9 protein-coding genes and 1 tRNA gene are annotated in these 12,665 nt (G+C 59.7%); all 10 read right to left on the reverse strand.

Annotation, left to right across the window (positions count from 1 at the left end; translation table 11 throughout):
• Positions 1-183: 183 nt before the first annotated feature.
• Positions 184-4,422 (reverse strand): DNA-directed RNA polymerase subunit beta', encoded by a 4,239-nt coding sequence (gene rpoC, locus HWY30_RS38925; RefSeq protein WP_090802172.1) that lies wholly within the window; start codon positions 4,420-4,422, stop codon positions 184-186.
• 21 nt (positions 4,423-4,443) lie between these two features.
• Positions 4,444-8,550 carry a DNA-directed RNA polymerase subunit beta gene (gene rpoB / locus HWY30_RS38930; RefSeq protein ID WP_090802173.1) on the reverse strand — a complete coding sequence of 1,369 codons (4,107 nt, stop codon included), beginning with the start codon at positions 8,548-8,550 and terminating at the stop codon, positions 4,444-4,446.
• A 369-nt stretch (positions 8,551-8,919) separates the two neighbouring features.
• Positions 8,920-9,297, reverse strand: a complete 378-nt coding sequence (gene rplL, locus HWY30_RS38935; RefSeq protein ID WP_018420143.1) for a 50S ribosomal protein L7/L12 — start codon at positions 9,295-9,297, stop codon at positions 8,920-8,922.
• 63 nt (positions 9,298-9,360) lie between these two features.
• Complete coding sequence (gene rplJ, locus HWY30_RS38940) at positions 9,361-9,864, reverse strand: 50S ribosomal protein L10 (protein ID WP_062129470.1); 504 nt, start codon at positions 9,862-9,864, stop codon at positions 9,361-9,363.
• Positions 9,865-10,167: 303 nt separating this feature from the next.
• Positions 10,168-10,866 (reverse strand): 50S ribosomal protein L1, encoded by a 699-nt coding sequence (gene rplA, locus HWY30_RS38945; protein WP_090802175.1) that lies wholly within the window; start codon positions 10,864-10,866, stop codon positions 10,168-10,170.
• A complete protein-coding gene (rplK, locus tag HWY30_RS38950; protein WP_008922976.1) occupies positions 10,867-11,298 on the reverse strand; it encodes a 50S ribosomal protein L11 in 432 nt (143 codons plus the stop codon).
• A gap of 161 nt (positions 11,299-11,459) precedes the next feature.
• On the reverse strand, positions 11,460-12,017 hold the full coding sequence (gene nusG / locus HWY30_RS38955; protein WP_075303275.1) for a transcription termination/antitermination protein NusG: 558 nt from the start codon (positions 12,015-12,017) through the stop codon (positions 11,460-11,462).
• 1 nt (position 12,018) lies between these two features.
• Entirely contained in the window at positions 12,019-12,399 is a 381-nt protein-coding gene (secE, locus tag HWY30_RS38960) for a preprotein translocase subunit SecE (RefSeq protein WP_090802176.1), read from the reverse strand.
• Between the two features lie 34 nt (positions 12,400-12,433).
• Positions 12,434-12,509 (reverse strand) — tRNA-Trp (locus HWY30_RS38965).
• A gap of 64 nt (positions 12,510-12,573) precedes the next feature.
• The coding region (locus tag HWY30_RS38970) for an EF-Tu C-terminal domain-related protein (RefSeq protein ID WP_076604501.1) at positions 12,574-12,665 on the reverse strand (92 nt) is incomplete at its 5' end.

Genomic DNA, 12,665 nt, shown 5'->3' on the forward strand with positions numbered 1-12,665 from the left:
CTTCCCCTTGCCGGGTGTGCAGAGGACTTTCACCCCCAAGTCATCCGGCTCGCCACCACAGCGGGTCGGACAGCGCCAGTCACGGCGCTACGCGCCATGCCTGGCGCACCAAAAAAAAACCGCTCAGTCGAAACTGAGCGGCCTTCGTGGCTCGTAAGGCAAGGCGGCTTGCGCCGCCAGCACTTACTCGCCCGAGTGTTGCTGTTCGGCAGCCGGCGTTTCCGGCGTACCGAATTCGAACGACTCTTCCGCTGCGATCTGATCGAAACGCTCGCGGTCGGCCAGTTCCTTGCTCTTGCGCGCCTTGTGGAACGCGAGACCCGTACCGGCCGGAATCAGGCGGCCGACGATCACGTTTTCCTTCAGGCCACGCAGGTCGTCGCGCTTGCCCATGATCGCCGCTTCGGTCAGCACGCGGGTCGTTTCCTGGAACGACGCCGCGGAGATGAACGAATCGGTCGACAGCGACGCCTTCGTGATACCGAGCAGCACGTTTTCGTACGTTGCCGGACGCTTGTCTTCCGCGATCATACGGTCGTTCTCGTCGAGCATGTCCGACCGCTCGACCTGTTCGCCCGGGATGAAACGCGTATCGCCGTTGTCCGAAATCTGCACGCGGCGCAGCATCTGACGGACGATCACTTCGATGTGCTTGTCGTTGATCTTCACGCCTTGCAGACGGTACACGTCCTGCACTTCGTCCACGATGTAGCGCGACAGCGCCTCGACGCCCTGCAGACGCAGGATGTCGTGCGGATCCGCCGGTCCGTCGACGATCATTTCGCCCTTGTTGACGACCTGACCATCGTGCACCAGAACCTGCTTTTCCTTCGCGATCAGGAACTCGTGCTGGTTGCCCTCGAGGTCCGTGATAACGAGACGCTGCTTGCCCTTCGTGTCCTTACCGAACGACGTCGTACCCGTGACTTCCGCCAGGATACCCGCGTCCTTCGGCGAACGTGCTTCGAACAGTTCCGCCACACGCGGCAGACCACCGGTAATGTCACGCGTCTTCTGCGATTCGGTCGGGATACGTGCGAGCACTTCGCCGACCTGCACCTGCTGACCGTCCTTCACGGTGATCAGCGCGCCGACCTGGAAGCCGATCTGCACCGAGTGCTCGGTGTTCGGGATCTTCACTTCCTCGCCGTTCGCATCGAGCAGCTTGACCTGCGGACGCACCGTCTTCGACGCCTGCGAACCACGACGCTTCACGTCGATCACGACGAGCGTGGACAGACCCGTCACGTCGTCGATCTGTTTCGCGACCGTCACGCCTTCCTCGACGTTCTCGAACTTCACCGTACCACCGTACTCGGTGATGATCGGACGCGTCATCGGATCCCACGTGGCCAGTTGCGTGCCAGCCTTGATCTGCGCACCGTCGAGCTGCAGCAGCGTGGCGCCGTACGGCACCTTGTGACGCTCGCGCTCGCGGCCGTGATCGTCGGTGATCATCGCTTCACCCGAACGCGAGATGACGATCTGCTCGCCCTTCGCATTCGTGACGTAACGCATCGTCGACGTGAAACGCACCGTACCGTTCGACTTCGCTTCGACCGACGATGCCACCGCAGCACGCGACGCCGCGCCACCGATGTGGAACGTACGCATCGTGAGCTGCGTGCCCGGTTCACCGATTGACTGCGCCGCGATCACGCCGACCGCTTCGCCGACGTTCACCAGCGAGCCGCGGCCGAGGTCGCGACCGTAGCAGGCCGCGCACAGACCGTAGCGCGTTTCGCAGGTCAGCGGCGTGCGCACCCGCACTTCGTCGATGCCGAGGCGTTCGATGTCTTCGACCGCGTCTTCGTCGAGCAGTGTGCCCGCTTCGAACAGCGTTTCCTGCGATTCCGGGTTGACGATGTCAGCCACGGCCACGCGACCCAGGATACGGTCACGCAGCGCTTCGACCACTTCACCGCCTTCCACGAGCGCCTTCATCGCCACGCCGTTCGACGTGCCGCAATCTTCCTCGACGACGACCAGATCCTGCGTCACGTCGACGAGACGACGCGTCAGGTAACCCGAGTTCGCGGTCTTCAGTGCCGTATCAGCCAGACCCTTACGTGCACCGTGGGTCGAGATGAAGTACTGCAACACGTTCAGACCTTCGCGGAAGTTCGCCGTAATCGGCGTCTCGATGATCGAGCCGTCCGGCTTCGCCATCAGACCGCGCATACCGGCCAGCTGACGGATCTGAACCGCGGAACCACGAGCGCCTGAGTCCGCCATCATGTAGATGGAGTTGAACGACTCCTGACGCGTCTGGTTGCCGTCGCGGTCCGTGACCGGTTCCGTCGACAGCTGCTCCATCATTGCCTTGCCGACCGCTTCCGACGTCGCCGACCAGATGTCGACCACGTTGTTGTAGCGCTCCTGCGCAGTGACGAGACCCGACATGTACTGACGGTCGTATTCCTTCACCTTCTTCGCGGCGTCGCCAACGATGGTTTCCTTCTGCGGCGGTACGAGCATGTCGTCGACGCAAATCGAAATACCAGCGCGCGTTGCCAGACGGAAGCCCGACTGCATCAGTTGGTCGGCGAAAATCACCGTCTCACGCAGACCGCACTTGCGGAACGCGGTGTTGATCAGACGCGAGATTTCCTTCTTCTTCAGCGGCTTGTTCAGCACCGAGAACGGCAGACCCGGCGGCAGGATTTCCGACAGGATCGAGCGGCCAACCGTGGTCGCATACAGCGTGATCTTCGGTACGAACGCCGGCCCGCCTTCCGACTTGTCTTCGTTGTGGACCATTTCGGTGATCCGCACGTTGACGCGCGAGGCCAGTTCGACTTCCTTGTTCTCGTACGCGCGCAGCACTTCCGACACGCCCGTGAACGTCAGGCCTTCGCCCTTGCCGTTCACCGCTTCACGCGTCGCGTAGTACAGGCCGAGCACGATATCCTGCGACGGCACGATCGACGGATCGCCGTTAGCCGGGAACAGTACGTTGTTCGACGCGAGCATCAGCGTGCGCGCTTCCATCTGCGCTTCGAGCGACAGCGGCACGTGAACGGCCATCTGGTCACCGTCGAAGTCGGCGTTGAACGCCGCGCAAACGAGCGGGTGCAGCTGGATTGCCTTACCTTCGATCAGCACCGGCTCGAAAGCCTGGATGCCGAGACGGTGCAGCGTCGGCGCACGGTTCAGCATGACCGGATGTTCGCGGATCACCTCTTCGAGGATGTCCCACACCACCGGTGTCTGGTTCTCGACCTCCTTCTTCGCAGCCTTGATGGTGGTAGCGACACCCATCACTTCGAGCTTGTTGAAGATGAACGGCTTGAACAGTTCGAGCGCCATCAGCTTCGGCAGACCGCACTGATGCAGCTTCAGCGTCGGGCCGACCACGATCACCGAACGGCCCGAGTAGTCGACACGCTTACCGAGCAGGTTCTGACGGAAGCGACCGCCCTTACCCTTGATCATGTCCGCGAGCGACTTTAGCGGACGCTTGTTCGCACCGGTCATCGCCTTGCCGCGACGGCCATTGTCGAGCAGCGAGTCGACGGCTTCCTGCAGCATCCGCTTTTCGTTGCGGACGATGATTTCAGGCGCCTTCAGCTCGAGCAAACGCTTCAACCGGTTGTTACGGTTGATCACGCGGCGATACAGGTCGTTCAGATCCGACGTCGCGAAACGGCCGCCGTCGAGCGGGACGAGCGGACGCAGTTCCGGCGGCAGCACCGGCAGCACTTCGAGGACCATCCAGTCCGGCTTGATGCCCGAACGCTGGAACGCCTCGAGCACTTTCAGGCGCTTCGCGTACTTCTTGATCTTCGCTTCCGAGCCGGTGTTCTTGAGCTCCGTGCGCAGCAGCTCGACCTGCTCGTCGATGTTGATCGCGCGCAGCAGTTCGCGAACACCTTCCGCGCCCATTTCGGCACGGAATTCGTCGCCGTATTCCTCGACCTTGTTGTAGTAATCCTCTTCGGTCATGATCTGCCGCGCTTTCAGCGGCGTCATGCCCGGATCGATCACCACGTATGCTTCGAAGTACAGCACGCGCTCGATGTCGCGCAGCGTCATGTCGAGCACCATGCCCAGACGCGACGGCAGCGACTTCAGGAACCAGATGTGCGCGACCGGCGAGGCCAGCTCAATGTGGCCCATTCGCTCACGACGCACCTTCGCGAGCGTCACTTCGACGCCGCACTTCTCGCAGATCACGCCGCGGTGCTTCAGGCGCTTGTACTTGCCGCAAAGGCATTCGTAGTCCTTGATCGGACCGAAAATCTTCGCGCAGAACAGACCATCGCGCTCCGGCTTGAACGTGCGGTAGTTGATGGTTTCCGGCTTCTTGACTTCACCGAACGACCACGAACGGATCTTGTCCGGCGAGGCCAGACCGATCTTGATCGCGTCGAAAACTTCAGGTTGTTGGACTTGCTTGAATAGATCGAGCAAAGCTTTCATCGCTTCTCTCCAGTAGTCCGATTAGTTCCGGTCCAGGTCGATGTCGATACCCAGCGACCGGATTTCCTTCACCAACACGTTGAACGACTCAGGCATGCCGGCATCGATCACGTGATCGCCCTTGACCAGGTTCTCGTAAACCTTGGTCCGGCCCGTCACGTCGTCCGACTTCACCGTCAGCATTTCCTGCAGCACGTACGATGCGCCGTACGCTTCGAGCGCCCACACTTCCATTTCACCGAAACGCTGGCCACCGAACTGCGCCTTACCGCCCAACGGCTGCTGCGTGACGAGCGAGTACGGGCCCGTGGAACGCGCGTGCATCTTGTCGTCGACCAGGTGGTGCAGCTTCAGGTAGTGCATGTAGCCGACCGTCACCGTACGTTCGAACATCTCGCCCGTGCGACCGTCGAACAGACGCACCTGGTTCTTCGACGGCGTCATGCCGAGGTTTTCAGCGATGTCGTCCGGGAACGCCAGGTCCAGCGCGCGGGACATTTCTTCTTCCGTCGCACCGTCGAACACCGGCGTTGCGAACGGCACGCCTTCGCGCAGGTTCTTCGCCAGTTCGAGGATTTCGTCGTCGCTGAAGCTGTCCAGCTCTTCGGCGCGGCCCGATTCGTTGTAGATCTTGATCAGGAATTCGCGCAGTTCAGCGATCTTCGCCTGACGCTGCAGCATTTCGCCGATACGCCAGCCGAGACCCTTCGCGGCCCAACCCAGATGCACTTCGAGAACCTGACCCACGTTCATCCGCGACGGCACGCCGAGCGGGTTCAGAACGACGTCAGCCGGACGGCCGTCGGCCATGTACGGCATGTCTTCGATCGGCACGATCTTCGACACGACACCCTTGTTACCGTGACGGCCTGCCATCTTGTCGCCAGGCTGCAGACGGCGCTTCACCGCCAGATACACCTTGACCATCTTCAGCACGCCCGGCGGCAGTTCGTCGCCTTGCGTGAGCTTCTTGCGCTTCTCTTCGAACGCGAGGTCGAACTGGTGACGCTTCTCTTCGATCGAGTTCTTGATCGCTTCGAGCTGGGCCGCTGCTTCTTCATCCGCGAGGCGGATGTCGAACCAGTGATAGTGGTCCAGATCTTCGAGGTAAGCGCGGTCGATCTTCGTGCCCTTCGCGAGCTTCTTCGGACCGCCGTTCACCACCTTGCCTTCGAGCATGCGTGCGAGACGCTGGAACGCATCGCCTTCCACGATACGCAGCTGGTCGTTCAGGTCGAGACGATAGCGCTTCAGTTCATCGTCGATGATCTGTTGCGCGCGCTTGTCGCGCTGGATGCCTTCACGCGTGAATACCTGCACGTCGATCACAGTGCCGCTCATGCCCGACGGCACGCGCAGCGACGTGTCCTTCACGTCCGACGCCTTCTCACCGAAGATCGCGCGCAGCAGCTTTTCTTCCGGCGTCAGCTGGGTTTCGCCCTTCGGCGTGACCTTGCCGACCAGCACGTCGCCCGCCTCGACTTCCGCGCCGATGTACACGATGCCCGACTCGTCGAGACGGCCAAGCTGCACTTCGGCGAGATTCGAGATGTCGCGCGTGATTTCTTCCGGTCCGAGCTTCGTGTCGCGTGCAACGACGTTCAGTTCTTCGATGTGAATCGACGTGTAACGGTCGTCCGCAACGACCTTCTCCGAAATCAGGATGGAGTCTTCGAAGTTGTAGCCGTTCCATGGCATGAACGCGATCAGCATGTTCTGGCCGAGCGCGAGCTCGCCCAGATCGGTCGATGCGCCGTCAGCCAGCACGTCGCCGCGCGCAACCTTGTCGCCCATCTTCACGATCGGACGCTGGTTGATGTTCGTGTTCTGGTTCGAACGCGTGTACTTGATCAGATTGTAGATGTCGACGCCGACTTCACCCGCGACCGCTTCGTCGTCGTTCACGCGAATCACGATACGGCCCGCGTCGACGTAATCAACCACACCGCCACGCAGCGCCTGAACCGTCGTGCCCGAGTCGACCGCCACGGTGCGTTCGATACCCGTACCGACGACCGGCTTTTCCGGACGCAGACATGGGACGGCCTGACGCTGCATGTTCGAGCCCATCAATGCGCGGTTCGCGTCGTCGTGCTCGAGGAACGGAATCAGCGAAGCTGCGACCGACACGATCTGCGACGGCGCCACGTCCATGTACTGAATGCGGTCCGGCGTGACCATCAGCGTTTCGCCCGCTTCACGCGACGACACGAGTTCGTCGGTCAGCGTGCGGTCGTCGGCCACCGCCGCGTTCGCCTGAGCGATCACGTAACGGCCTTCTTCGATCGCCGACAGATAGTCAATCTGGTCGGTCACCTTGCCGTCCGCCACCTTGCGATACGGCGTTTCGAGGAAGCCGTATTCGTTCAGGTGCGCGTACAGAGCAAGCGAGTTGATCAGACCGATGTTCGGACCTTCCGGCGTTTCAATCGGGCACACACGGCCGTAGTGAGTTGGGTGCACGTCGCGGACTTCGAAGCCTGCGCGCTCACGAGTCAGACCGCCCGGGCCTAGTGCAGAAACACGACGCTTGTGCGTGATTTCCGACAGCGGATTGGTCTGGTCCATGAACTGCGACAGCTGCGACGACCCGAAGAACTCGCGAATCGCCGACGAGATCGGCTTCGAGTTGATCAGGTCGTGCGGCATCAAGTTTTCGCTTTCGGCCTGGCCGAGGCGTTCCTTCACAGCACGTTCGACACGCACGAGGCCCGCGCGGAACTGGTTCTCAGCGAGTTCGCCGACGCAGCGCACACGACGGTTGCCGAGGTGGTCGATGTCGTCCACTTCGCCCTTGCCGTTGCGCAGCTCGACGAGGATCTTGATCGTCGCGAGAATGTCGTCGTCCTGCAGCGTCATCGGACCGACGATTTCATCACGGCCGACGCGCCGGTTGAACTTCATACGACCCACCTTCGACAGGTCGTACGCTTCTTCGCTGTAGAACAGACGGTTGAACAGTGCCTCGACCGCTTCTTCCGTCGGCGGCTCGCCCGGACGCATCATGCGGTAGATCGCGATACGTGCGGCCATCTTGTCGGCCGTTTCGTCGATACGCAGCGTCGACGAGATGTACGGACCTTGGTCCAGATCGTTCGTGTAGAGCGTCTGGATGTCCTTGATCTTCGCTTCGCGCAGCTTCTCGAGCACGGATTCGGTAATTTCGTCGTTGGCGTTCGCGATGACTTCACCCGTATCGCCGTCGATCACGTTCTTCGCGAGCACGCGGCCGAGCAGATAATCTTCCGGCACCGAGATGAACTTGGTCTTCGCGTTATCGAGGTCGCGAATGTGCTTGGCGTTGATCCGCTTGTCCTTCTGGACGATCACGTTGCCATCGCGGTCCGTGATATCGAAGCGCGCGACTTCACCGCGCAAACGCTCCGGCACGAATTCCATCTGCGCGCCTTCCGGCATCAGCGTGAAATTGTCGAACACGAAGAAGTTTGCGAGGATCTGTTCCGGCGTCAGGCCGATTGCCTTTAGCAGGATCGTAACCGGCATCTTACGACGACGGTCGACGCGGAAGTACAGCACGTCCTTCGGGTCGAACTCGAAGTCGAGCCACGAGCCACGGTAGGGAATGATACGTGCCGAAAACAGCAGCTTGCCCGAGCTGTGCGTCTTGCCCTTGTCGTGTTCGAAGAAAACACCCGGCGAACGGTGCAACTGCGAAACGATCACACGTTCCGTGCCGTTGATGACGAACGAACCGGTCGGCGTCATGAGCGGGATTTCGCCCATGTACACTTCCTGTTCCTTCACTTCTTTGACGACCGGCTTGCTCGGTGATTCTTTGTCGAGCAGCACCAGACGCACCTTGGCGCGCAGCGCCGAGCAGTACGTCAGACCGCGCTGCTGGCATTCCTTGATGTTGAATGCCGGCGGCGACAGCATGTAGCTGACGAACTCAAGGCGCGCGAAGCCGTTGTGCGAAACGATCGGAAAAACGGAAGTAAACGCGGCCTGCAAGCCTTCCGGCTTGCGTTGCGTAGATGACGTATCTGCTTGCAGAAACGTGCTGAATGATTCAAGCTGGGTAGCCAGCAGGAAAGGTACTTGGTGAACGATGGGGCGCTTCGCAAAACTCTTGCGAATACGCTTCTTCTCGGTGAAGGAATATTGCATACGATCTCCGAATCACGGCGGGCATAGTTGTCGAGGCAGGATACCTTGATGAGACAACCCGAGTGTTCACCGACTGAGACCCGATGGCCGTCCGATGGCTTGAACGAGCCTAGAAGCTTGGTGGTTGGCCGCTACCAACCGCTGGCTGACGGCAGCGGATGCCTGTGTTGCCCGCTACCCGACCAAACTTGCCTTCTGCAGTCGCTTCAGAAGACAAAGAGAAATGCCGGTCAAAATTACCGTGGGCGTTTTTCTTTGGCTTCTGGGAATCACATTCCTGCCGGCATACGCCCGCAAAAACGCGTCCTCCACAAAGCACAAAAAGGCCGGCGGTGAAAAACCGCCAGCCTTCGCACAGCGCGTTGAAGCTTACTTGATTTCAACCTTCGCGCCGGCTTCTTCCAACTTCTTCTTGGCTTCTTCAGCAGCAGCCTTGGGCACCGCTTCCTTAACGGGCTTCGGTGCACCGTCGACCAGATCCTTCGCTTCCTTCAGGCCGAGACCCGTCAGTTCGCGAACAGCCTTAATGACCGAAACCTTGTTTGCACCGGTTTCAGCCAAGATGACCGTGAATTCGGTCTGCTCTTCAGCAGCAGCAGCGCCGCCGGCTGCACCTGCCGGGCCAGCCACTGCAACAGCAGCTGCCGAGACGCCAAACTTTTCTTCGAACGCCTTGACCAGCTCGTTCAGTTCCAGAACCGACATCGAGCCTACGGCTTCGAGGATGTCTTCTTTTGCGATTGCCATTTGAAATACTCCTAAATTGAATTCGGATACAGCCAGCGATCAATCACGCTCGACTGAAGTGCATCACGCAGCGGCTTCTTCGCCTTGCTTCTTTTCTGCCAGCGCGGCCAGAGCGCGCGCGAAGCCAGAAACAGGTGCCTGCATAACGTACAACAGCTTGGAGAGCAGTTCTTCGCGGCTCGGGATGCTTGCCAGCGCTTGCACGCCAGCCTTGTCCATCACCTTGCCTTCGTAGGAACCAGCCTTGATGACCAACTTGTCATTGCTCTTGCTGAAGTCATTGACGACCTTAGCAGCAGCAATCGCATCTTCCGAGATGCCGTAGATCAGGGGGCCAGTCATCTGCTCTGCCAGCGGAGCAAACGGGGTACCCTCGACGGCGCGACGCGCCAGCGTGTTCTTCAACACGCGAAGGTAAACCTGTTGCTCACGCGCTTTCGCGCGCAGCTTGGTCAGATCGCCAACCGCGATTCCACGATACTCAGCCAGAACCACGGTCTGAGCTTTCGCGACTTGCGCGGCAACCTCAGCGACGACGGCCTGCTTGCTTTCTTTGTTTAGTGGCACGGTTAACCTCCAGATTCGATACACGCAGCGTGCGCCTTGTGTACCGCATTCAATAACGGCGTCCGACCAGTCAGGAGTATTTCGACCGTCAAAAATCCGTATCGCTACAGACATCGAACGGCTTCATCACTACAAAACCTTTTCGGGTTCGCCATCTGCGTTGGCTTTACATTAAGGACCCGCCTACTTGCTGCGTGCCCACCAACGGTCTTTGACAACCGGTCGCGCGATGCAGACTGCCACCTCGCAACCGCCCAAAGCCCTTAGAAGCCGCCCCAACTCGCGCCGGAGCGGCGAAATTCATTACTGGGCAGCGATCGACGTCTGGTCGACACGAACACCAACACCCATCGTGCTCGACAGAGCGACCTTGCGCAGATACACGCCCTTGCTCGTTGCCGGCTTCGCCTTCTGCAGCGCTTCGATCAGCGCATTCAGGTTGTTGCGCAGTGCTGCCGGTTCAAACGAAGCGCGGCCGATCGTTGCGTGGATAATGCCGGCCTTGTCGACACGGAATTGCACCTGACCAGCCTTGGCGTTCTTGACCGCGGTCGCGACGTCCGGCGTGACCGTGCCAACCTTCGGGTTCGGCATCAGGCCACGCGGGCCGAGAATCTGCCCGAGCGTACCGACGATACGCATCGTGTCCGGCGAAGCGATCACGATGTCGAAGTTCAGGTTCCCGGCCTTGACCTGTTCGGCCAGGTCTTCCATACCGACGACGTCAGCACCAGCGGCACGAGCCTGCTCAGCCTTTTCGCCCTGCGCGAACACAGCGACGCGGACCGACTTACCGGTACCAGCGGGCAGCACGACCGAGCCGCGAACCACTTGATCCGACTTCTTTGCGTCAATGCCGAGTTGCACGGCGACGTCGATCGACTCGTCGAACTTCGCGCTTGCGCATTCCTTCACGAGCGACAGAGCGTCTTCGATCGGGTACAGCTTCTGACGATCCACTTTGGCTGCAAATGCTTGCAGACGCTTCGAAAGCTTAGCCATTTACACGCCCTCCACGGTGATGCCCATCGAGCGGGCGCTACCAGCGATCGTACGAACCGCTGCGTCCAGATCAGCAGCCGTCAGATCGGGCATCTTGGTCTTGGCGATATCTTCAGCTTGAGCGCGGGTGATCTTGCCCACTTTGTCGGTATGCGGCTTGCTCGAACCCTTATCGAGCTTCGCTGCCTTCTTGATCAGAACCGTAGCCGGCGGCGTCTTCAGAACGAACGTGAAGCTCTTGTCCGCGAATGCCGTGATCACGACAGGAATCGGCAGACCCGGTTCCATCGCTTGAGTCTGCGCGTTGAACGCCTTGCAGAACTCCATGATGTTCAGGCCGCGCTGACCCAGTGCCGGACCAACCGGCGGCGACGGATTGGCTTTACCTGCAGGAATCTGCAGCTTGATAAAGCCGATAATTTTCTTTGCCATTTCGAGAACCTCTGTGGAACGCCGCCTTACGGGCGGACGCTCAGTGAGTAGTAGCGCGTGTTCGCCGACAAACTGGCTAGTTACGCTCCTCAACGGCCATTACGCGGACCGTAAGCGCGAAATACGGAACGCACCTAGCGGTGCGTTCCGTAAAATCTAGACTACAACTTTTCGACTTGGCCGAATTCCAACTCGACCGGCGTTGCGCGGCCGAAGATTGTAACGGAAACACGGACTCGCGACTTTTCGTAGTTCACTTCTTCGACGCTGCCGTTGAAATCTGTGAACGGGCCTTCTTTCACGCGCACCATCTCGCCTACCTCAAACAGGGTCTTCGGACGCGGCTTCTCCACGCCCTCCTGCATCTGCGACATGATCTTTTCAACTTCCCGAGGGGAGATCGGGCTCGGCCGATTACGCGCCCCGCCTACGAAGCCGGTCACCTTCGCCGTATTTTTCACGAGGTGCCAGGTTTCGTCTGTCATTTCCATTTCGACTAAAACATAGCCCGGGAAGAAACGACGTTCGGTTACTGATTTGTGACCGCCCTTTACCTCAACAACCTCTTCCGTTGGAACGAGGATCTGGCCGAACTGATCCTGCATACCAGCCCGCTCGATGCGCTCCTGAAGCGCTCGTTGCACGCTCTTCTCCATACCGGAATATGCGTGCACTACGTACCAACGCTTGCCGCTCGGGGATGCCGGAGTATCACTCATATCATTTCCAACCCAGAATCGCCGAGAAAATCGCCCACTCAATGGATTTATCACAAACCCAGAGGAAGATAGCCATCACGACTACGAAGCCGAAGACCACGAGTGTTGTTTGGGTCGCCTCTTTGCGACTCGGCCAAACTACCTTGCGGACCTCTTTGTATGAGTCATTGGCGAAAGCGATGAAACCCTTGCCAGGCGCCGAGAGTAGACCGACTACGACACCCGCGATCGCACCAACAGCCAAGGCGGCTCCGCGGATGTACCATTCCTGGCCATTAAGCCAGAAGAACCCCACGAACCCGGCCAAGACCAGCAACACACCTGCGATCAACATCAACTTGTCGCCGGATGTATTTACAGTTTCGACGGAAGGATTCGCCATAACACCTTAACAAGCGCCACTACGGCGCGATAGTTGGCAGGGGCAGAGGGAATCGAACCCCCAACCTTCGGTTTTGGAGACCGACGCTCTGCCAGTTGAGCTATACCCCTAAACCATTTGGGGTTGACGACACCACCAACCCCGATACAACCGATTGTCGAGAACTCTCTGGCGTTACTCGATGATCTTGGCGACGACACCAGCGCCGACCGTACGGCCACCTTCGCGAATTGCGAAGCGCAGACCTTCTTCCATCGCGATCGGGT

The organism is Paraburkholderia tuberum STM678 (assembly GCF_902833905.1).
Lineage (GTDB): Bacteria > Pseudomonadota > Gammaproteobacteria > Burkholderiales > Burkholderiaceae > Paraburkholderia > Paraburkholderia tuberum.